Annotated in this window: 18 protein-coding genes; 8 read left to right on the top strand and 10 right to left on the bottom strand. The window is 73.3% G+C overall.

From position 1 onward, the window contains the following. Positions 1-45: 45 nt before the first annotated feature. The 3 genes from B2P18_RS18845 to B2P18_RS03415 all read right to left on the bottom strand — a co-directional run bounded on the left by B2P18_RS18845 (position 46) and on the right by B2P18_RS03415 (position 1,225). Complete coding sequence (locus B2P18_RS18845) at positions 46-120, bottom strand: 50S ribosomal protein bL37 (RefSeq protein ID WP_372490264.1); 75 nt, start codon at positions 118-120, stop codon at positions 46-48. A 210-nt stretch (positions 121-330) separates the two neighbouring features. Then, positions 331-723: a superoxide dismutase, Ni gene (gene sodN / locus B2P18_RS03420; protein WP_019287622.1), complete on the bottom strand. Its 393-nt coding sequence runs from the start codon at positions 721-723 to the stop codon at positions 331-333. 145 nt (positions 724-868) lie between these two features. Next, positions 869-1,225: a S26 family signal peptidase gene (locus B2P18_RS03415; RefSeq protein WP_019287623.1), complete on the bottom strand. Its 357-nt coding sequence runs from the start codon at positions 1,223-1,225 to the stop codon at positions 869-871. A 143-nt stretch (positions 1,226-1,368) separates the two neighbouring features. On the opposite strand from B2P18_RS03415, the gene B2P18_RS03410 reads away from it, so the two are divergent. Further along, positions 1,369-2,334, top strand: a complete 966-nt coding sequence (locus B2P18_RS03410) for a zinc-binding dehydrogenase (protein WP_029211599.1) — start codon at positions 1,369-1,371, stop codon at positions 2,332-2,334. Positions 2,335-2,422: 88 nt separating this feature from the next. Here the strand turns inward: B2P18_RS03410 and B2P18_RS03405 are convergent, their stop codons facing one another. The 4 genes from B2P18_RS03405 to B2P18_RS03390 all read right to left on the bottom strand — a co-directional run bounded on the left by B2P18_RS03405 (position 2,423) and on the right by B2P18_RS03390 (position 7,967). After that, positions 2,423-2,923 carry a cytochrome b5-like heme/steroid binding domain-containing protein gene (locus tag B2P18_RS03405; protein WP_286955839.1) on the bottom strand — a complete coding sequence of 167 codons (501 nt, stop codon included), beginning with the start codon at positions 2,921-2,923 and terminating at the stop codon, positions 2,423-2,425. Positions 2,924-3,059: 136 nt separating this feature from the next. Beyond that, positions 3,060-3,725 (bottom strand): GDSL-type esterase/lipase family protein, encoded by a 666-nt coding sequence (locus tag B2P18_RS03400; RefSeq protein ID WP_372490262.1) that lies wholly within the window; start codon positions 3,723-3,725, stop codon positions 3,060-3,062. Between the two features lie 61 nt (positions 3,726-3,786). Then, a complete protein-coding gene (locus B2P18_RS03395; protein ID WP_156911306.1) occupies positions 3,787-3,963 on the bottom strand; it encodes a DUF6104 family protein in 177 nt (58 codons plus the stop codon). A 110-nt stretch (positions 3,964-4,073) separates the two neighbouring features. Further along, positions 4,074-7,967, bottom strand: a complete 3,894-nt coding sequence (locus B2P18_RS03390) for a multifunctional oxoglutarate decarboxylase/oxoglutarate dehydrogenase thiamine pyrophosphate-binding subunit/dihydrolipoyllysine-residue succinyltransferase subunit (protein WP_286955838.1) — start codon at positions 7,965-7,967, stop codon at positions 4,074-4,076. A gap of 139 nt (positions 7,968-8,106) precedes the next feature. On the opposite strand from B2P18_RS03390, the gene B2P18_RS03385 reads away from it, so the two are divergent. Both B2P18_RS03385 and B2P18_RS03380 read left to right on the top strand, forming a co-directional pair. Further along, positions 8,107-9,432 (top strand): hemolysin family protein, encoded by a 1,326-nt coding sequence (locus tag B2P18_RS03385; protein WP_029211595.1) that lies wholly within the window; start codon positions 8,107-8,109, stop codon positions 9,430-9,432. Next, on the top strand, positions 9,429-10,535 hold the full coding sequence (locus tag B2P18_RS03380) for a hemolysin family protein (RefSeq protein WP_029211594.1): 1,107 nt from the start codon (positions 9,429-9,431) through the stop codon (positions 10,533-10,535). Before B2P18_RS03385 ends, B2P18_RS03380 begins: the two co-directional genes overlap by 4 nt. A gap of 30 nt (positions 10,536-10,565) precedes the next feature. Here B2P18_RS03380 and B2P18_RS03375 read toward each other — a convergent pair whose 3' ends face one another. Together B2P18_RS03375 and cofD are read right to left on the bottom strand one after the other, a co-directional pair. Continuing rightward, positions 10,566-11,606: a coenzyme F420-0:L-glutamate ligase gene (locus B2P18_RS03375; protein ID WP_156911304.1), complete on the bottom strand. Its 1,041-nt coding sequence runs from the start codon at positions 11,604-11,606 to the stop codon at positions 10,566-10,568. Positions 11,607-11,662: 56 nt separating this feature from the next. Further along, positions 11,663-12,715, bottom strand: a complete 1,053-nt coding sequence (cofD, locus tag B2P18_RS03370; protein WP_029211592.1) for a 2-phospho-L-lactate transferase — start codon at positions 12,713-12,715, stop codon at positions 11,663-11,665. A 333-nt stretch (positions 12,716-13,048) separates the two neighbouring features. On the opposite strand from cofD, the gene B2P18_RS03365 reads away from it, so the two are divergent. The 3 genes from B2P18_RS03365 (at position 13,049) to B2P18_RS03355 (ending at position 18,378) form a co-directional block, all read left to right on the top strand. Next, positions 13,049-13,315: a WhiB family transcriptional regulator gene (locus B2P18_RS03365; protein WP_029211591.1), complete on the top strand. Its 267-nt coding sequence runs from the start codon at positions 13,049-13,051 to the stop codon at positions 13,313-13,315. 75 nt (positions 13,316-13,390) lie between these two features. After that, on the top strand, positions 13,391-16,882 hold the full coding sequence (locus tag B2P18_RS03360) for a glycosyltransferase (protein ID WP_286955832.1): 3,492 nt from the start codon (positions 13,391-13,393) through the stop codon (positions 16,880-16,882). Further along, entirely contained in the window at positions 16,879-18,378 is a 1,500-nt protein-coding gene (locus tag B2P18_RS03355) for a DUF5719 family protein (RefSeq protein WP_286955831.1), read from the top strand. The genes B2P18_RS03360 and B2P18_RS03355 overlap by 4 nt, the downstream gene beginning before the upstream one ends. A 93-nt stretch (positions 18,379-18,471) precedes the next feature. On the opposite strand, the gene B2P18_RS03350 is transcribed toward B2P18_RS03355, so the two are convergent. After that, positions 18,472-18,930 (bottom strand): metallopeptidase family protein, encoded by a 459-nt coding sequence (locus tag B2P18_RS03350; RefSeq protein WP_029211588.1) that lies wholly within the window; start codon positions 18,928-18,930, stop codon positions 18,472-18,474. 61 nt (positions 18,931-18,991) lie between these two features. Here B2P18_RS03350 and B2P18_RS03345 point away from each other — a divergent pair, with 61 nt between their 5' ends. Both B2P18_RS03345 and B2P18_RS03340 read left to right on the top strand, forming a co-directional pair. Then, positions 18,992-19,645: a DUF3499 domain-containing protein gene (locus tag B2P18_RS03345; RefSeq protein WP_286955830.1), complete on the top strand. Its 654-nt coding sequence runs from the start codon at positions 18,992-18,994 to the stop codon at positions 19,643-19,645. 41 nt (positions 19,646-19,686) lie between these two features. Continuing rightward, positions 19,687-21,147: a phosphomannomutase/phosphoglucomutase gene (locus tag B2P18_RS03340; protein ID WP_286955829.1), complete on the top strand. Its 1,461-nt coding sequence runs from the start codon at positions 19,687-19,689 to the stop codon at positions 21,145-21,147. Positions 21,148-21,149 lie beyond the last annotated feature (2 nt).

Below are 21,149 nucleotides of genomic sequence, written 5' to 3'. Positions count from 1 at the left end.
TCCCGCTCGTGCGGGTGGGGGCCTCTCGTCGCCGGACGCCTGGGCTCAGGCGTTGGGCTTGCGGCCGTGGTTGGCGCCGTTCTTCTTGCGGGCACGACGCTTGCGGGCGCGCTTGCTCATGAGGACTCCTCGTGTCTGGCGGGTCGGACGTCGCCCGCGAGGGGCGTCGGTTCGCTGGCCCGGGACGGGCCTCAAACACCCATTGTCGCACAAGGCGGTGGCCCTGCCGAAACGCCGGTGCGGGCGGCATACGGGCTCGAGGGCCGGAACAGGCTGACGGCCCCGCGCGGGGGGTGCGGGGCCGTCAGGTCTGAGGAGGCAGAGCCGGGCTCAGGCCTTCTTGGTCTCGGCGAAGATCGCCGCGATCTCGTCGATCTTGGCCAGGAGCTCGTCGGCCTTGGCGACGTCCCACTCACCCTTGGTGCCCGAGGCTCCGGCCAGCTTGGTCGCCTCGTTGACGAGGGTGTGCAGCTGCGGGAACTTCTCGAAGTGCGGGGGCTTGAAGTAGTCGGTCCACAGCACCCACAGGTGCTCCTTGACCAGCTGGGAGCGCTGCTCCTTGATGATCGTCGCGCGGACCTTGAAGTCGGGGTCGTCGTTGTCCGCGACCTTCTCGATGATGGCCTTGACGGACTGGGCCTCGATGCGGGCCTGGGCGGGGTCGTAGACACCGCACGGGAGGTCGCAGTGGGCGTGAACCTCGACCGGGGCGAACGTGAACATCGCAAGTTCCTTTCGCGGAAGATTCGAAGCGTGACCGGACGTCACGTCCTTCCCAACCTAACCCGACGGGGGAGCGCAGGGCGATCCTGCACCTCGCTTGCAACAACTCGCGTCGTTGCCACCGGTCACGAGCTCAGGCTGGTGGTCAGGGCTGCGCTGGGCGGGTGAAGCGGGGGAGGCGCAGCAGCGGGGTCGGGACCCGCTTGAGCACCAGGCCCTCGATGTCGTCGTCGCCCAGGGCGCCGACGTGCCACGAGTCGACGCCCTCGCGGGGATTGTCCCGCTCGACCCACCAGCCCTGGCGGGTCTTGGGGTCGCGTCCGGTCACGCGCTTGACCGACAGCGGACGGGGACCGCGCTCGCCGTCGGGGAGCCGCACGACCGCGAGCCGACCGATCCGGGGGCGGGCGCCGAACGCCACCAGCAGCCAGTCGCCCTCGTGCAGGGTGGGCTCCATCGAGCGACCACGCACGACTGCGAAGCCGAGGTGCTTGCGGGGCATGGGACCTACCTTCGGGCTGGGGACGGGCCACCGGCCAGCCTACGCTCGGGTGGGGGGTGGCCTCGGACGCGAACGCGTCACCCGGCGCCTGGCGTCGGTCTCGCCCGCTGCGTGTCCGAGGCGGGTGGCATAGGTTCGAGGACATGCTCGCCGTGTATGCCGCCCGCCAGTCCGCCGACGACCCGCTGTCCGGGCTCGAGGTCGGGGACCAGCCGGAACCCCGATCCAGGCCCGGGTGGACGACCGTGACCCTGCGCACCTCCGGCCTCAACCACCATGATCTGTGGTCGCTCAAGGGGGTCGGGCTGGCGGCGGACCGCCTGCCCATGATCCTCGGCTGCGACGGCGCCGGCACCACCGAGGACGGGCAGGAGGTCATCGTCCACGCCGTGGTCGCCTCCGACGGCTGGCTCGGCGACGAGACGCTCGACCCGCGCCGGACCCTGCTGTCGGAGCTCAACCCCGGGACGATGGCCGAGCGCGTGGCCGTCCCCGAGCGCAACGTGGTGCCCAAGCCCACGGGGATGTCCTGGGAGCACGCCGCCTGCCTGTCCACGGCGTGGCTCACGGCCTACCGCATGCTCTTCACGAACGCCGGGGTCCAGCCCGGGGCCACCGTGCTCGTCCAGGGCGCGGGCGGTGGGGTCGCCACCGCCCTCGTGCAGCTGGGGGCGGCAGCGGGGCTGCGCGTCTGGGCCACGTCACGGGACGCGAGCAAGCGAGCCAGGGCGCTGGAGCTCGGCGCCGCCGACGTCTTCGAGCCCGGGGCTCGCCTGCCCGATCGGGTCGACGCCGTGCTGGACACGGTCGGGGCGGCCGTCTGGCGGCACTCCATCAAGTCGCTGGTGTCGGGCGGCACCCTCGTCACGGCGGGGGCGACGTCCGGAGACCCCTCGCGGACCGAGCTGAACGACATCTTCTTCCGCCAGCTGCGGGTGGTGGGCTCGACGATGGGCAACCGGTCCGAGCTCGAGCGGCTCGCGAGGTTCGTGTCCGAGCGCGGCATCGAGCCCGTCATCGACTCCACGCACCCGTTGGACCAGGCGCGGGCGGGCTTCGAGCGGATGGCGGGCGACGAGCTCTTCGGCAAGGTCGTGCTCACGCACTGAGGCGTGCGACACGGACAGATGGCGTGAGCCGCCCGGGGAGATCCTCGGGCGGCTCAGGCGCGGGCGGCTCGTCAGGACGAGCGGTCGGTCACTTGGCGAGGGCGCCGATCTTGAAGGACGCCAGACGCTGCATCGGCAGCTCCGCGCCCTGGTGCTGGCCGGTGAACTGGGACGTGCCGTCCTGCCCGCACAGGCCCTTGATGCGGGCGGGACCGCCCGGGTGCTGGCTGATCCAGGCCGTCACGTCGTAGACCTCGTCGTTGATGACGGTCCAGCAGGACGTCTCGTTGTCGTGGTCGTTGACGACCGCCATGGTGTAGGTCTTGCCGGCGCCGGAGGTGCCGGGTGTGCCGGTCGCCGTGGTGGTGCCGCTGGACGCGGCGGAGGTGCCGGTGGCGTCGGAGGAGGCGGCTGACGACGCCGATCCGGCCGAGCTCGTGGCGGGCTGGGTGGCCTGCGTGCTCTGGGTGGCCTGCGTGCTCTGGGTGGTCTGGGTGGTCTGGGTGGTCTCGGATCCGCAGGCCGACAGGGTCGCGGCGAGAGCGAGGCCGAGTGCCAGCGGGACGCCGGCGCGGGTCGTGTGGGTCATCGTGGATCCTTCCGAGGCGGGAGGCGGGGTGCTGCCACCCAACCTAGAGCCTCGTCCGGGCGCGCACGGGGAGGCGCGGCGCCCGGCGCCGAGGGCCAAGCGGGCGACGCACCGCGACGACCGGTGGACGACGGGCTCAGCGGGCGAGGCGCATCCAGGCGTCCCAGCCGCCGTGCAGGACCAGCCAGGCGATGAGGCCGTAGCCGGCCTGGCCGGGGTGGAAGCCGTCACCGGTGGCGTCCAGGTCGGCGGTCCACTGGTCGTGCCCCTGGAGCGGGCGGAAGCAGTCGACGAACGGGACGCCGCGGCGCGCGCACACGTCGGCCTGGGCCTCGGTGACGATCTCGAGGGTGGCGTTGAAGGTCGGGTCGTTGGTCGGGGTGGAGCCCACCACGAAGGCCGCGATGCCTTGGGCCTGCGCGTCGTCGAGGATGTTGGCCAGGTTGAGCCGCGACCGTGCGGTCGTGATCCCGTCGAGGACGTCGTGGTGGCCGGCGCTGATGACCAGGCGGCGCTCGCCGCGTCCCTGCCAACGGGGAGGGCACTCGGTGCGCCAACGCCCGAGGACGTCGGCCGAGGAGTCACCGCGGATGCCGAGGTTGTAGGCCGAGAGCTGGACGTCCGGGTGCTGGGTCCGCGACACCACCCGGGACACCCAGCCCAGCCCCTTGGGGTCGCCGTACCCGGCGACGAAGGAGTCACCGATGAAGACTAGACCCACGTCACGCGGTCCGTGGTCGCCGTTGACCGGCGCCACGTGGGACGGGGACGGGTTGTAGGTCTGCTGGTCGTGGAACACCACGTGTGGATCCTTGTCTGTCGGTCCGGAGGCTCGCACGGAGCCGGGGCAGGACGGCGGTCGCTCAGTCGTCATCCTCGTCGAGCCGGGCGAGCCACGTCGCCAGGCGCTCCACCGGGACCTCGAACTCGGGGTTCAGGTCGACGAAGGCGCGCAGCTGCTCGGCGAGCCAGTCGAACGTGATCTCCTCGTCACCCCTGCGGTGCTGAAGCTCCTCGATGCCACGGTCCGTGAAGTACACGCTGACATTGTGCCCCATCGCGAGGCGGCGCCCGGTGCGCGGCATACCGGGTCGGACGACGGACGGGGCCCGTCACCGAGGTGACGGGCCCCGTCCGGGCGAACCGCAGGTCAGCGCGCGAAGGCGCGCTCCACCAGCTCGGCCTGCTCGGCCGCGTGAGCCTTGGACGACCCCGTCGACGGGGCGGCCGAGGCGGGGCGGCTGACCAGGCGGAAGCGGCGCGTCTCGCCGTGCTGCTCCAGCAGCTCCGGGCCGGTCAGCGCGACGTAGGACCAGGCGCCCTGGTTGGCGGGCTCGTCCTGCACCCACACCACCTCGGCGTCCGGGTAGGTCGCCAGAGCCTCCGCCATCTCCTTGGCCGGGAACGGGGCGATCCGCTCCACCGTCATGATCGCGGTCGAGGTGTCCTCGGCCTTCTGCCGGTAGGCGTCCAGCTCGTAGTAGACCTTGCCCGAGCACAGCAGCACGCGGTCGACCTTGCTCGCGTCGACCCCGGTCCGGTCGCCCATGACGGGCTCGAAGGTGCCGTTGGTGAAGTCCTCCGGGCTGCTCGCCGCAGCCTTGAGCCGCAGCATCGACTTGGGCGTCGCCACGATCAGCGGACGCCGTGGTCGTGCGTAGGCCTGACGACGCAGCAGGTGGAAGTAGGACGCCGGCGTGCTGGGGAAGGCCACCGTCATGTTGTCCTGCGCGCACAGCTGCAGGTAGCGCTCGATGCGCGCGGACGAGTGGTCCGGCCCCTGACCCTCGTAGCCGTGGGGGAGGAGCAGGACCACGGAGGAGCGCTGGCCCCACTTCTGCTCCGAGGACGAGATGAACTCGTCGACGATGCTCTGCGCGCCGTTGGCGAAGTCGCCGAACTGCGCCTCCCACACCACCAGGGCGTCGGGCCGCTCCACGGAGTAGCCGTACTCGAAGCCCATGGCCGCGAACTCGCTCAGCAGGGAGTCGTAGACCCAGAACCGGGCCTGGCCCTTGCCGAGGTAGAGCAGCGGGGTCCACTCCTCGGCCGAGGACTTGTCGATCAGGACCGAGTGGCGCTGCACGAAGGTGCCTCGACGGGAGTCCTGGCCCGACAGGCGGACCGGGGTGCCCTCCATGAGCAGCGAGCCGAAGGCGATGAGCTCGGCCGTGCCCCAGTCGATGCCGCCGTTGGCGACAGAGTCGGCCCGCTTCTCGAGCATCTGGCGCAGCTTGGGGTGCACCGTGAAGCCCTCGGGGGTGGCCACGAAGGCCTTGCCGATGTGCATGAGCGTGTCGTGCGAGATGGCCGTGTCGACGAACTTGGCCGGCGCCTTGTCGTCGGCCTCCTGCGCCTCGGGACGCTCGAGCCCGGACGGCCCGCTGTCCTGGCCGGACCGCGCCGCCTTGATGGCCTCGCGGGTCTCGACGAACACCCGCTCCAACTGCTGCTGGTAGTCCTGCAGCGCGTCCTCGGCCTGCTCGACCGTGATGTCACCACGGCCGATCAGCGCCTCGGTGTAGAGCTTGCGGACGCTGCGCTTCGCCTCGATCAGGTTGTACATCAGCGGCTGCGTCATCGAGGGGTCGTCACCCTCGTTGTGACCGCGACGCCGGTAGCAGACGAGGTCGATCACGACGTCCTTGGCGAACGTCTGACGGAACTCGTAGGCCAGCTCGGCCACGCGCACGCAGGCCTCGGGGTCGTCGCCGTTGACGTGGAAGATCGGCGCCTGGATCATCCGGGCCACGTCGGTGGAGTAGACCGACGAGCGCAAGCTGGACGGGGCGGTCGTGAAGCCGACCTGGTTGTTGACGACGATGTGGATCGTGCCGCCCGTGCGGTAGCCACGCAGCTGGGACAGGTGCAGGGTCTCGGCGACCACGCCCTGCCCCGCGAACGCCGCGTCGCCGTGCATCAGGATCGGCAGGACCGTGAAGGCCTCGCCGCCGTGACCGAGACGGTCCTGCTTGGCCCGCACGATTCCCTCGAGGACCGGGTTGACGGCCTCGAGATGGGAGGGGTTCGCCGCGAGGTAGACCTTGGTCTGCTCGCCCTCCTCGGAGGTGAACGTGCCCTCGGTGCCCAGGTGGTACTTGACGTCGCCCGAGCCCTGGACGGTGGACGGGTCCTGCACGCCCTCGAACTCGCGGAAGATCTGGCCATAGCTCTTGCCCGCGATGTTGGCGAGCACGTTGAGGCGGCCGCGGTGCGGCATACCGATGCACACCTCGTCCATCGAGTCCGAGGCCGCCCGGGAGAGGATCCGGTCCAGGACCGCGATCGTCGACTCGCCACCCTCCAGCGAGAAGCGCTTCTGGCCGACGAACTTGGTCTGCAGGAAGGTCTCGAAGGCCTCGGCGGCGTTGAGCCGCCGCAGCACGCGCAGCTGGTCCTCGGAGCTCTGCTTGTCGTGGTGCGCCTCGACGCGTTCCTGGATCCACGCGCGCTGCTCGGGGTCCTGCATGTGCATGTACTCGACACCGACGGTGCGGCAGTAGGAGTCGCGCAGGGTCCCGAGGATGTCGCGCAGGTGCATCAACGGCTCCCCGCCGAAGCCACCCGTCGCGAACTCGCGCTCGAGGTCCCACAGGGTCAGGCCGTGCTGCTCGATATCGAGGTCGGGGTGGCGGCGCTGGCGGTACTCCAGCGGGTCGATGTCGGCCATCAGGTGACCACGCACGCGGTAGGCGTGGATCAGCTGCTGGACGCGGGCCGTCTTGTTGATCTCGTCCTCGTGCCCGACCGAGATGTCCTGCACCCAGCGGACCGGCTCGTAGGGGATGCGCAGCGACGCGAAGATCTCGTCGTAGAAGTCGTGCTTGCCCAGGAGCAGCTCGTGGATGATCTTGAGGAACTCGCCCGACCCGGCGCCCTGGATGATGCGGTGGTCGTAGGTGCTGGTCAGCGTCAGGATCTTGCTGACCGCGTGCCGGTTGAGGGTCTCCTGCGCGGCGCCCTGCCACTCGGCCGGGTACTCCAACGAGCCCACGCCGATGATCGCGCCCTGGCCCTGCATGAGCCTGGGCGTCGAGGAGTTGGTGCCGATTCCGCCGGGGTTGGTCAGCGAGATCGTCGTGCCCACGAAGTCGTCGACGGTGAGCTTGCCGCCGCGCGCCTTGCGGACCAGCTCCTCGTAGGCCGTCCAGAAGTGCACGAAGTCCATCTGCTCGGCCGACTTGATGCTCGGCACCACGAGGGACCGGGTGCCGTCGGGCTTGGGCAGGTCGATGGCGATGCCGAGGTTGACGTGGGCCGGCTTGACCAGCGTGGGCTTGCCGTCGCGCTCCGCGAACGAGTTGTTCATGTCCGGCATCGACGCGAGCGCCTTGACCAGGGCGAAGCCGATGAGGTGGGTGAACGAGACCTTGCCGCCGCGGCTGCGCCGCAGGTGGTTGTTGATCACGATGCGGTTGTCGATGAGCGCCTTGGCGGGGACGGCGCGCAGGCTCGTCGCCGTCGGCACCTCCAGGGAGGTGGCCATGTTGGCGACCACGCGGGCGGCCGGCCCCTTGAGCGGGACGACCTGCTCCTGGGCCTGAGGACCGGTGTCCTTGACAGCGGGGATGTCACGCGGGGTGGGCTGCGACTGCTTGTCACCGGGCCTGGCGCCCTTGGCCGCCGGCTTGTCGTCCTTGGCCGGTGCCTTGTCTCCGTCCTTCGCCGGTGCCTTCTCCGGGGCCTTGGCAGGTGCCTTCGCGGGTGCCTTCGCCGGTGCTTTCTCAGAGGCGGGTCGCTCCGCCGGTCGGCCCGTGGCCGAACCCGGGTCGACCGTCTGCGACGAGGGTCCGTCGGCTCCCTTGGCGGCGTCCTCGGTGGAGCTCGTCGACGGTGCCCCTGACGCGGTGCCGGTCGATCCCCCTCCGGCGCCGGACCCGTCGGCGGACTGGCCCGCGGTCGGGGTGTAGTCCTCGAAGAACGACCACCAGGCCTTGTCCACGCTCTGCTTGTCCTGCTTGTACTGCTCGTACAGCTCGTCCACGAGCCACTGGTTGGCTCCGAAGGATGCTGAGGAGCTCGGGCCGCTGGGGGGCGTTGTCACGGCGGTACTCGCCTCTTTCTGGATCACGTCGACTCTGACCGGCACCTTGATCGGCCTTCACCCTATCTTGCACCCCGCGGCCCCGCCCGGCCGTCGGTGACGGGGGTCTGTCTCACCCCGACCGTAGGATGAGCGCACTATGACCGAATGGCTCCTGCTGCTGGCTGCGGTGGCGCTCACCGCCGCAGCGGCGGTGTTCGTGGCGGCTGAGTTCTCCCTCGTCGCCCTCGACCGGCCCACCGTCCAGCGAGCCGTCGATGCCGGGGACGCGGGCGCCCAGCCCGTCCTCGTCGCGCTGCGAAGCCTGTCCACCCAGCTGTCCGCGGCGCAGGTCGGCATCACGCTGACCACCCTGCTCACCGGCTATCTCGCCGAGCCAGCGATCGGCGGGCTGGTCCGTGGTCCGCTCGACGCGATCGGCGTCCCGCAGGCGGCGATCGCGCCCCTCTCGACGGCCGTCGCCATGCTGGTCGCCACCGTGGGCTCGATGATCGCCGGTGAGCTGGTGCCGCAGTTCCTCGGCATCTCGGCCCCCCTCGGGACGGCCAAGGTCGTCGCCGGGCCGGTCCGCGTCTTCGGCCTGGTCGCCAAGCCGCTCATCGTCGTCCTCAACGGATCGGCCAACGCGTTCCTGCGGCGCATCGGGATCGAGCCGCAGGAGGAGCTGTCGGCGGCCCGCACCCCTCAGGAGCTGTCCTCGCTCGTCCGGCGGTCGGCCGAGGCCGGAACCCTCGACCTCGACACGGCGCTGCTGCTCACGAGGTCCCTCGGCTTCGGCGAGCGCACCGCCGACGACGTCATGACGCCGCGGGTGCGCTGCGACACCGTCGAACGGACCGCCAGCGCCGCCGACGTGCTCACCCTGGCGCGCCGCACCGGCCACTCACGGTTCCCCGTGATCGGGGACGACCTCGACGACGTCGACGGTGTCGTCCACGTCAAGAAGGCCCTGGCCGTGCCGCACGAACGCCGCCAGGACGTCCCCGTGTCCGCCCTCATGGTGGACGCCCTGCACGTGCCCGAGACCATCCGCCTCGATCCCCTCCTGCTGCTCCTGAGGCGCACCAGCTTCCAGCTCGCGATCGTGGTGGACGAGTACGGCGGGACCTCGGGGGTCGTGACGCTGGAGGACGTGATCGAGGAGATCGTCGGCGAGGTCGCCGACGAGCACGACCGACGTGACCCCGAGGCGCGGGAGCGCCGCGACGGCACGTGGACGGTCCCCGGTCTGTGGCGCACCGACGAGGTGCGGGACCGCGTGGGCGCGGACATCCCCGAGGCCCCGACCTACGAGACGCTCGGCGGCTTCGTCATGGCGCGTCTCGGACGCATCCCCAGGCTCGGCGACGAGGTCGACATCGACGGCTGGCGGATCACCGTCGAGGGCATGGACGGCCACCGCGTCGACCGCCTGCGGCTGGTGGCGGACGACGCAACGACGGTCCCGGCGGGAGGTGCCCGGTGAGCACCGGCACCGCGCTGTGGGTCTCGCTCCTCCTACTCCTCGGCAACGCCTTCTTCGTGGGCGCCGAGTTCGCGCTGATGGCCGCTCGACGGTCCCAGCTCGAGCCCCTCGCCGAGGGCGGGTCGGCTGCCGCGAGACGGTGCCTCGACGCCCTGGAGCAGGTGGCCTCGCTGCTCGTGTGCGCCCAGCTCGGGATCACCGTCTGCTCGCTGGGGCTGGGGGCGCTGGCCGAGGTCGCGCTCCACCACCTCTTCGAGGGCTGGCTCGAGGCGGCCCACCTGTCCACCGCCGTCGCCGGTCCGTTCGCCCTGGTGCTCGCCCTGCTGCTCGTCGTCTACCTGCACGTGGTGGTCGGCGAGATGATCCCCAAGAACCTCGCCATCGCCGGCCCCGAGCGCTCCGCGCTCGTGCTGGTGCCGATACTGCTCGCGATCACGCGGATCCTGCGCCCGATCATCCTGGTGATGGAACGCATCGCCAAGGCCGTCGTCCGGGCCACCGGCATCGACCCCAAGGACGAGCTCGCCTCCGCCTACACGGCCCAGGAGGTCGGTGACATCGTCGCCGAGAGCCACCGTGAGGGGCTGCTCGAGGCCGAGCAGCACGGACTGGTCAAGGGTGCCCTCGAGTTCAGCGACCGCGTCGCCGGAGAGGTCGCCGTGCCGCTCGCCGAGGTCGTCTCGCTGCCGGAGGCCTCCACCCCGCAGGACCTCGAACGCCTCGTGGCTCGGCACGGCTTCTCGCGCTACCTGGTGCGGGACGCCGACGGGGACATCGTGGGCTACCTGCACCTCAAGGACGTGCTGTACGCCCGGGACGAGGACTTCGACGAACCCATCCCCGCCAAGCGCATCCGGCGGCTCGCCACGGTGCGGGCGGCCGACGAGGTCGAGGACGTCCTCGCCACCATGCAGCGGACGGGACGGCACCTCGCGCAGGTGCTCGACGACGGCGACCGGGTCACCGGCGTGGTCTTTCTCGAGGACGTCCTGGAGGAGCTGGTGGGGGAGGTCAGCGACCAGTCCCAGAAGGCCGTCGAACGGGTGGCCAGGATGAGGGCTGGTGCGCTGCCCGAGCGCGCCGACGGGCGCCGAGAGGTCTGAGGCAGGCCCGAGGCGGGATGCCGGGAAGTGTCAGGCCAGCTCCCTGAAGGTCAGCCCGGCACCTCCTGGTGAGTCCGTCCAGGCGAGGGCCAGGTCCTCGGAGACCACCGCCACCTCGAGCCTGGCCAGGCAGCGCCCCAGCTCGAGGCGGTCGGTGCACACCAGGGTCCCCGTCACCCGGTCGTGGTGAGGCACCAGGTCGTCGGCGGTCACGGACGAGCAGTCGAGCAGGGCAAGTCTCAGCGCGCGACCGGCCCGGTCGACCGCGCCGTCCAGCGCGGTGGGCCGGATGCCGACGCCCACCGCCTCCGGCGACCCCGGCGTCGCACCCAGCGCGGCACGGACGGCCTCGAGGTGCCCGAGGGCGAACCAGTCGCCCGGCCCGGTCCGCACCAGCGACCGGGCTCCCGGGATCCCCGACGCGTCCGGCCCGGGCACGAGGTGCCCCAGGCCGCGGAGCAGCGCCGCGCCCACTCCGTCGGTCTTGCCCTTGACGAGGTCTGCCGCCGCGGCGATCTCGTCGGCCAGGGCCCGGCTGGTCACGGACAGGGAGCGACCGTCGTGGTCGACGCCGCCGAGGAGGTCGTCGGCGGGCACGAGGCCGGACAGGCCGAGCGCGAGGTCGGTCTGGCCTGCGCGCCAGGGCCGGCCCGCGGTGTCGGTGACGACGACGCCGAGCCGGGTCACGTGGGGAAGGACGGCGAGGAGGTCGTGACGGAGCCGGTCGGCCGCGCGGTCGGGGTCCTCGGGCAGCGAGAGCAGACCGCCCTCGGGCCCGGTGTTGGACGCGTCGACGCCCGCGGCCGCCATGACGGGGCCCGCGGCGCTCTCCACCACGCGGGTCACCCCGTCGGGCGTGGCGCGCTCCGCGACCACCCTGCGCGTGGCGGCGCGGACGACCTCGTCCCTGATCGTGCGGTCGCCGTCCCAGGGCGTGCGCAGGCCCAGCGCCTTGGACACGAGCTTGCTGGAGACGGCCAGCACGTCACCGTCGGCGAGCCCCAGGCCTGCCGACCCGGCGGCAGCGACGAGGGCCGCCGCGAGGTCGGTGCCGGTCCTGACCTCCGGCATCCCTGGGAGCGGACTGATGGTGACGGGCTGATCGGGCCGTGCGTCGGTGGGCTCGCTCACGCGCGCTGCAGCCGACGGCCGAGATCGACGGCCGCACCCGCGATGGCGGCGGCCGCCGGGACGTCGGTCATGAGAAGGGGACGGTGCTCGACCACGAGGCCCCGGTGGCGGCGGCTCAGGTCCTCGCCAGACCCCGCGTCCGCGTCGTCCACCAGCCAGCCGTCGAGGAAGTCGGCATACAGGCCCGCGACGGCGTCGGTGGTCGTGGGCAGGCCGAGGGCGGCGAGGCAGGCGTCGGCGTGGCCACGCACCGGGCGGCCGCCGACGACGGGGGACACCCCGACGACGGGGGCCCTGGTGCCCCGCAGCGCGTCGCGCACGCCGGGGACGGTGAGGATGATGCCGATCGAGACGACCGGGTTGGACGGGGGGAGGATGACCAGGTCAGCCGTTCGGATGGCCTCGAGGACTCCAGGAGCGGGTCGGGCCCGGTCCATGCCTGCCACGACGAAACGCTCGGCCGGGAGCGCGGCCTGGTGGCGCACCCACCACTCCTGGAAGTGCATGGCGCGCTGACCGCCCTCGGCGTCCGCGTCCTCGACGACCACGTGGGTCTCGACGGGCTCGTCCGTCATCGGCAGCAGGCGCACGCCCTGGCGGGGGAGCCCCCACCGCTCGCCGAGCCGCGAGGTCACCTCCGACAGGGTGAGCCCCTGACCGAGCCACCGGGTGCGGGCCACGTGGGTGGCGATGTCGCGATCGCCCAGCCCGAACCACTGCGGCTCGACGCCGTAGGCCGCGAGCTCGGCCTGGACGGCGTGGGTCTCGCCGGAGCGGCCCCAGCCCTGAGCCTCGTGGACGCCACCTCCGAGGGTGTACATCACCGTGTCGAGGTCCGGGCACACCCGCAGGCCGAACAACGTGATGTCGTCGCCCGTGTTGCCGATGACGGTGATCTCGGGGACCCCAGTGATCCCAGTGATCTCGGCGGCGTCGCGCGTGCCAGGGGCGTGGCCGGGCCCGGGGCCGGCGTCAGGGTGGAGATGGTGGACGAGGCCACGGAGGAACCGGGCCCCACCAACCCCTCCGGCAAGGATGGTGATCCGCATGGCAAGATTCTTTCATACACTCTTTCGGCGTAACGCCCTCGTTGCTCCCCGCATCCTCCCGGATCCGGTCCGCGACGCTGTGACATGCGACAACGTGATGATTTGACAGGGCGTAGAACGGCTGCCGCGTGCGCAGGGCGCGCGTCGGATGCGGTGCATCTACCATTCGGCCGCTTGACGCCAGGCATATGACACGCATGTAATTTCATCGTTGCATTCACCCGCAGTGACCAGTCAGCGACTGAGCATGGCTACTGGGTGTGACTGATCATCACCTAAAGCATCCTGGTCTGACGGATGACGAGGGGGACGCGACGAGGTCTAGGAGGGGCCGTGCAAGAACTTCAGCTGGTGCCAGTGCTGGACGCCGCCGACGACAGCCAGCTGTCCTGGCAGGAGCGCGCTCTGTGCGCCCAGACCGACCCCGAGGCGTTCTTTCCCGAGAAGGGCGGTTCCACCCGCGAGGCCAAGAAGGTCTGCACGGGCTGCGAGGTCCGCGCCGAGTGCCTCGAGTACGCCCTGGCCCACGACGAGCGCTTCGGCATCTGGGGCGGCCTGTCCGAGCGCGAGCGCCGCAAGCTGAAGAAGCGCGCCGTCTGACCTGACTCCGGCACCGCCGCGTCGTCACGCTCCACCCGCTGCGCCCACCCGCCCTGTACCAGCCCCGGAGGCCCGGTGCCCGCTCCCACCCCTCCGCGCCCCGGCACGGCATCCGTCCCCGGGGTCCGCGCCGTCGACGGTGTCCTCGTCGTCCATGACGGAGCTCCCTGGCTGACCCGCTGCCTGGACTCCCTGGCGGCCCAGACCCATCCCTTGCGCCACCTGGCCGTCGTGCTGAGCGGCAGCCACGACTCCGTCCCGCAGGCCGCGACGCAGCGGCTGTCCGAGGCCGGGACCCAGGTGCACGTCGTCGAGGCCCGCGGTGCCCGCTATCCCAAGGCCGTCCTGGCCGGGCTCGCCGAGCTGCAGTCCATCGGTGCGCTGCCCGATCGCCCCACCCGCCCTGATCAGGACCGAGAGCTCGGCGCACGGGCCGATGCGGACGCCGAGCTGGCAGCCGCCTCCCACTGGGTCTGGCTCCTCGAGGACGACTGCTTCCCCGAGCCGGCGTGCCTGCTCACGCTGCTGCGCGAGGCCACCCTGTCCGCGACCGTCGCCGTCGCGGGTCCCAAGTACGTCGACGCGACCGACCCCGGCCGCCTGGTCGAGGTGGGGCAGACCGTGTCGCCGACGGGTCGGCGCGTCGCCTCGCCACGGCACGGCGAGCTCGACCAGGGCCAGCACGACCACCGCAGCGACGTCCTGGCCGTCGGCACCGGCGCGATGCTGGCCCGGGCCGACGCCCTCCTGCGGCTGGGCGCCCTCGACCGCGTGTTTCCCGTGGCGGCGGACCTCGACCTGTGCTGGCGCGCCCACCAGGCCGGGCTGCGGGTCGTCGTGGTCCCCGAGGCCGTCGCGCTGGACGCCCGGGCGACCACCCAGGGGCTGCGGTCCCGGGACCGGATGCCGTTCGCCGGGCTGGGCCTCGACGACATCGACGACGACCGGTTCTCGCGCGAGCACGTCCTGCGCGAGCGGCGGGCCTGGGAGCGCGAACGCCGGGGCGCCGTCGACCGGGCCTACCGCCGCGACCGGCGGGCGGTGCGACGGATCGCGCTCGCGCGCTGTCCCGGGCGGCTGGTGCCCTGGTATGCCGTGCGCATCCTGCTCGGAGCGTTGCTGCTGTCGGCGGTGCTCCTGGTCCTCAAGCGCCCGCGCGCCGCGTTCGCCGAGCTCTCCGACGCGGGAGCGGTGCTCACCTCCTGGCGCAGCCTCGGGTCTCGCAGGCGGGCACGGCACGCGGCCATCGTCGGTGGCGCCGGGCTCGGTGGGCTGCTGGCCCCGCACGGCCGCGCCCTGGCGGGGGTGCGCGACGAGGTCTATCGCGGCCTGCCGCACCTGCCGTCGGTCGTGTCGCCCACCGACGGCGGCACCGGCCCGAGAGGACGTGGCGGTGCTGCGGGCACCGGGAGCTCCCTGGCCGAGCCGGGCCCGGTCAGCGACGAGGCGACCGACCTCGACGGGGACGACCTGGGCGCCCGCGCCGCCCGGCACCCCGGCGTGCTCGCGGTCCTCATCTCCGTCGGCCTCGCCGTGGCGGCCTGGTGGCCGGTGGTGCAGGGCAGGGGAGGGGCGCTGCTGGACCGAGGGCTGGCGGGCGGTGAGCTGCGCCCGGGGGCGGGCGGTTCGTCGGCCGCGTGGACCCGCTACCTCACGGGGTGGGACCCCGCGGGCCTGGGTTCCTCCGCCGACCCACCCGCGTGGCTGCCGCTGCTGGCCGCGCCGGCCTGGGCGGTGGAGCACCTCCCGGGGCGCTCCCCGAGCTCTGCCCTCGGCGCCGCCGCAGCCCTGCTCCTCATCGTCGCGATCCCGGCGGCGACGTTCAGCGCCTACCTGGCCGGGCGGGCCGCCACGCGCCGCCCCTGGCCCCGCGCCCTCGCCGCCCTGGCGTGGGGACTCTCACCCGCTCTCCTCGTCGGTCTGGGGGAGGGCCGGGTCGGGGCCGCCCTGCTCGCGATCGTCCTCCCGCTGCTGCTCGCCGGACTTGCCGCCTGCGGACGGCGTTGCCCCTGGTGGCCCGCCGTCGGAGGCACGGTGCTGGCCGCGGCCGTGGCTGCCGCCGTCGCGCCGGTGCTGCTGGTGGTCGTCGTGGCGCTCGGGCTCGTCCTGGCCGCCACCAACCACGGACGCGGCAGGGTCGCCGGGTTGCTCCTCGCCGTCGCGCCCGTCGTCCTGCTCGGGCCGTCGGTGGCGACCTGGTGGCGCGAGCCGGCGTCGGTGCTGACCGGGCCCGGGCTCGCGTCCTGGACCGAGCAGCCGAGGCCCTGGCACTTCGCCCTGCTGTGGCCCGCCGAGCCCGTGACGTCGACCGCCGCCGGGCTCACCGATCCGTCCCTCGCCTCCACCGTCCGCCTCGTGCTCCCGCTGCTCATGGCCACCGTCGTGCTGGCCGGGGTGTGGGGCCTCGCGGTCGACGGGCGCCGCATCGGGTCGTCCCGCGTCCTGGCGGTGCTGGCCCTGCTCGGCATCGCCGGCGCCGCCGCCGCCCCGCACCTCGTCGTCGGCCACGCCACCGACTCCGCCGGAGGACCTCAGGCCATCTCGCCCTGGCCGGGCACGGGCCTGCTCCTGCTGACCCTGGCCCTGCTCGCCGCGGCGTTGCAGGGAGCGGAGGCGCTGCGGCGGCCCGTCCCCGCGCGTCCGCGCGCGACCAGGATCCTGCGGGTGGCCGGAGGCGTGGTGGCGGGGCTCGTGACCGTCGCCGTGCTCGCGCAGGGGACCTGGCTGGCCCTCACCCGCCTCGACCAGGTGCTGGCGTTCCCTGCCCGCCAGGTGCCGTCCGTCGCGCAGGACAGCGCGGACAGCGCGCTCGCGGCGCGATACCTCGCCCTGGAGCGTCGTGGGACCGTCATGGGATATCGCCTGGAGCCCGGCGATCCGTCCGACGTCGTGCGCGACCTCCCACGGGACACGGCTGCTGTCGCACCCAGCGCGCTCCTGCCCGATGTGGCCCACGACCTCGTCACCGACGAGCCCGTCGCTGGTCGCCCGGTGGCGGACCGGCTGGCGGACGCAGGAGTCGGCTTCGTCGGCCTCTCACCGGCGGACCCGGTCGTCGCGGCCCGCCTAGACACCACGGCCGGCCTGTCCCGCCTGACCGACACCGAGGGCGACCCCGTCTGGCGCGTGACTGCGCGACCCGGACCGGACGGCGCAACCGTCCCCGTCTCGGCGGTCCGGGTCCAGCAGCCGGACGGGACCCCCGTCGCGACGGTGCCCGTCCACGGCAGCGGCCCCGAGGTCGACACGGCGCTGAGCGCCTCAGGATCCGGAGCTGGCCCAGGGACGGAGGGGCCTGCAGGGCCGTCACCCTCCGTGCTTGCCTTTGCCCAGCAGCGTGGCTGGGCCGACACCGCGCGGGTGCTCGCCGACGGTCGTGCCCTGACGCCGCGGGACGGCGAGCTCGCGGCATACGACCTCCCGGCGGACACCCGTCACGTGCGGGTGAGCCAGGTGCCCGCCCACCCGACCTGGTCGCTCGTCCAGGGCGCGGGCCTGGCGCTCGTCCTGCTGCTGGCCCTGCCGTTCGGCGTGCGACGCGGTCGAGACGGAGAGGTGGTCCGATGAGCGGGGCAGGGCTGCTGCGCGTGGTCGGCGTCGTCGTGGTCGGTGTGGCCGTGGTCGCCGGCTCCGGCGCGGTCGACGGCCGGGTCACGGTGCCGGGTGCACCGCGAGCCGCGGCCCCGGAGACGGCCCCACCCGCCCGACCCGTCGCCACCCGGACGCTCGTCTGCCCCGGCCAGGAGACCGTCGGGGTCCCGGGACTGCCTGCCGAGCCCGGGGCCACCCCCGTCGACTTGGTGGCCGTCGCCGCCCCCGACGGCGTCTCCGCCGCCCGCGGGCGCGAGCTGCCCGCGGGCATCCTGCAGGTGGGCCCCACCGACGCCGCCGACGCGCAGCGGGTCACCGCGCCCGGCAGCGCCGCGACCGCGCGGCTCGCGGGACCGAGGTCCGGGGTCGTCACCGCGACGCAGCGACTGGCGCCCGCGCTGGCGGCGGTGCAACGGTCCCTGGCGACGTCCGGCGAGAGGGCCGCCCTGGTGTCGGTCCCCTGCGGCGTGCCCGTGACCGATGCCTGGTTCCCCGCGGGTGCGGGCCAGGCCGGCCGCCAGGAGCACCTCGTCCTCACCAACCCGCACGAGACGCCGGTCACCGTCGACGTGACGCTGCACGGCGCGACCGGGCCGATCGCGAGCGTTGCGGGCCGCGACGTCGTCGTCGAGCCCCGCGGACGCACCGTCGTGCTCCTCGACGCCCTCGACGGCACGGAGGCCAGCCCGACGGCGCAGGTGCACGTGCGCGGCGGCACCGTTCACGCGTCGCTGCACGACGGGTGGCTCGACGGCATCACCGCCCGCGGCGCGGACGACGTGGCACCCAGCGCCACCGGCCAGGACCTCGTCGTCCCCGGACTGGTCGTCGCCGGCCCCGACGACCCCACGGTGGTGCGGGTCGCCGGGGTCGCCGATCGGGCCACGGAGGTCAGAGTGACCACCCTCGGTCCGAACGGCCCGGTGGGGGACCCCCTGCGGCCCGTGCGGATCCCCGCCGGGGCCAGCCGCGACGTGGGTCTGCCCTCCCTGCCCGCCGGCACCTACGGCGTCCGCGTGTCGGCCACGGCCCCCGTTGCCGCGGCGGCCTATCTCGGGAGGGCCGACGGCCGACGCCCGCAGGGATCGGGGTCGGTGGGAGCGCCCGTCCGCGACTTCGCCTGGGTGCCGGCGGTCCCGGCGCTGGACGACCTGGCCGGTCTCCCGCTGGGCCAGCCCGAGGGCGCCAGGCTCAGGCACCGTGTCGCGCTCACCAACCCGGGCGACACCGCCGTGGCCACGACCGTGACCGTGGTGGGAGGCGACGGGTCCACGGCCCCGCGCCGGGTCGACGTCCCCGCCCGGGGGACCAGCGCCGTCGACGTCGGCGACGCGACCTCGGTGTGGGTGTCGGCGGCGCAGGGCGTGCGGGCCGCGGTGGTGTCCGAGGCCGACGGCGGTCTGGTGACCGTCGCCCCGCTGGTCGCCCCGTGGCAGACGACCACGCCGTATGTCCTGTCGCCCTCCCGCTGAGCCTGCAGGGGCCATCCCGAGGGGCACGCCAGGGGCAGCCGCGCAGGGGGACGCCCCGTGCGGAACTCCAGCGCGGCTGCGGCGGGGTGACCCTCAGGGGTGACCGTCGTAGTCCGGGTCCAGGTCCTCGGGGGCGACCATCAGCAGGGCCGCCGCCTGCTCCACGACCACGGTGTCGACCAGCTCTGCGAGCTCGGTGCGGTCGCGGACCCGTGACTCCACCGGCCGGCGGTAGACGACGATGCGCGGCCCGGATCGTCCCTGGCCCTGGCGGGCGTGGCCCAGCGGGATCGACCCCTCCCGCTCCGCCGCGACGAGGACGTCGCCGCCCGGCACCAGCTCGACGGCGACTTCCACGCCGTCCAGCCGACCCGCCGCCCGGGGCACGAGCCGCTCGACCGCGTCGAGGACCAGCTGGTCGAACCGGTCCTCGCGCGAGGTCATCTCGGGCACCGGGGGCCACGCGAGCGGGCCGCGTCGTCCGCGGCCCCGGCGGTCGCGGGCGAGCCGACGAGCCGTGGTGGGGTGCGGGTCGGGGGCTGGATCGGTCACGGCCATCACGATACGGCGCGCCGATGGCTCTGCCGCAGAACCAGGACTAGGGTTGCCCACCGTGACCGTCCAGCGACTGTGCTCCAAGACCCCGTGCGGCCGACCGGCAGTCGCGACGCTGACCTACGTCTACGCCGACTCCCAGATCGTCCTCGGGGCGCTCGCGACCTTTGCCGAGCCGCACTCGTACGACCTGTGCGCGGACCACGCCCGCCGGCTCACCGCCCCGCGCGGGTGGGAGGTCGTGCGGCTGGTGCCGGAGTTCGCGGAGCCCGAGCCCGCCCCGGACGAGCTGGTGGCGATCGCGGACGCCGTCCGAGGCCCGCGCCGGCGGCCTTCCTCGCAGCCGCAGCCGCAGTCGCAGGCACAGTCCCAGTCGCAGTCCCGAGATGGTGGCGCGGGTGCGGAGCGTCGCACGGTCGTCGCCACGCCGCGCACGTCCGAGCAGGCCCGTGAGGTCTCGGCGCGGGTCGCCCGCCAGTCGGGGACGGTCTCCGCCGTCGAGGTGGGTCGTCGCGGTCACCTGCGGGTCCTGCGCGACCTCGACACCGACGCTCCCGGCGCTCCCGGCCGCTCCGCCACGGGTGACGTCTCCGACGCACCCGACGCACCCGACGTCTCCGACGCATCCGACGTGCCCGGAGCGCCCGACGTGCCCGACGACGCGGTCGCCTCCGACGAGCCCGGTGGCACCACGCCGGCCCGCTCCTCCTGACCACCCGCGCCCGTCGCACCCGGACCGGTAGGCTCCCCGTCGTGACCTCTCGCACCGACCTCTCGACCTTCGTCAAGGCCTACGACGTCCGGGGCCTCGTGCCCGAGCAGCTCGACTCCCGCGTGTCCCGTGCGCTGGGTTCCGCGTTCGCCCGGGCCGTGATCCTGCCCGAGGGCGCGACCAGCCTGGTGATCGGCTATGACATGCGCCCGTCGTCGCCGGAGCTGTCGCGGGCCTTCGCGGAGGGGGCCGCCCAGCACGGCGTGGACGTGACCATCATCGGCCTGTGCTCCACGGACGGGCTCTACTTCGCCGCCGGGCACCTCGACGTGCCGGGCGCGATGTTCACGGCGAGCCACAACCCCGCGGCCTACAACGGCATCAAGCTGTGCCGGGCAGGGGCGCGCCCGGTGGGCCAGGAGTCCGGTCTCGCGCAGGTGCGCGACCTGGCGCAGGCGATCCTCGACGGCGACGACCCCTCTGACGACAGGGAGGGCGAGCGGCGGACCGGTGCCATCGTCGAGCGTGACCTGCTGGGCGAGTACGCCGCGTTCCTGCGCTCTCTCGTGGACCTCTCGTCGCCGCGCCGCAACCGCCCCATCAAGGTCGTGGTCGACGCCGGCAACGGCATGGGCGGGCTCACGGTCCCCGCGGTCCTCGGCGACGCGGCCGGTCTGCCCGCCCTGCCGCTCGAGGTGGTCCCGCTCTACTTCGAGCTCGACGGCACCTTCCCCAACCACGAGGCCAACCCGCTCGAGCCCGCCAACCTCGTCGACCTGCAGCGCGCCGTCGTGGAGCACGGGGCCGACGTGGGCCTGGCGTTCGACGGCGACGCCGACCGCTGCTTCGCGGTCGACGAGCGTGGCGAGGCGGTCAGCCCCTCGGCGATCACCGGGCTGATCGTGTCCCGCGAGACGGCTCGTATGACGCAGACCGGCGCCTCGGCCGCCGACCTCACGTTCGTGCACAACGTCATCACCTCGCGGGCCGTCCCGGAGGTCGTGGCGGAGGTCGGGGCGCGGGCCGTGCGCACCCGGGTGGGGCACTCCTTCATCAAGGCGACCATGGCCGAGCACGGCGCGGTCTTCGGCGGGGAGCACTCGGCGCACTACTACTTCAAGGACTTCTGGTACGCCGACACCGGCATGCTCGCGGCGATGCACGTGCTGGCGGCGCTCGGCGAGCAGGACGGTCCGCTCAGCGAGCTCGTGGCCCGCTACGACCGCTACGCCGCGAGCGGCGAGATCAACTCCACCGTCGACGACCAGGCCGCCCGCAGCGCCGAGGTCACCGCGTGGGCGCGCGAGCGCGGGCTGGACGTCGACGAGCTGGACGGCCTGACGGCGACCCACGAGGCGGACGGAGACGGCCCGCTGTGGTGGATCAACGTCCGCCCGAGCAACACCGAGCCCCTGCTGCGACTCAACGTCGAGGCAGCCGACCGGCCCACCATGGAGCGGGTCCGCGACGAGGTCCTGACGATCATCCGAGGAAAGGCGTGACC

The sequence above is a fragment of the Arsenicicoccus sp. UBA2120 genome (genome assembly GCF_002330965.1).
In the GTDB taxonomy this organism is placed as follows: Bacteria; Actinomycetota; Actinomycetes; order Actinomycetales; family Dermatophilaceae; genus Arsenicicoccus; species Arsenicicoccus bolidensis.
The sequence above is the reverse complement of the archived record's forward strand: the minus strand, read 5'-3'. Positions and strand labels throughout refer to the sequence as shown.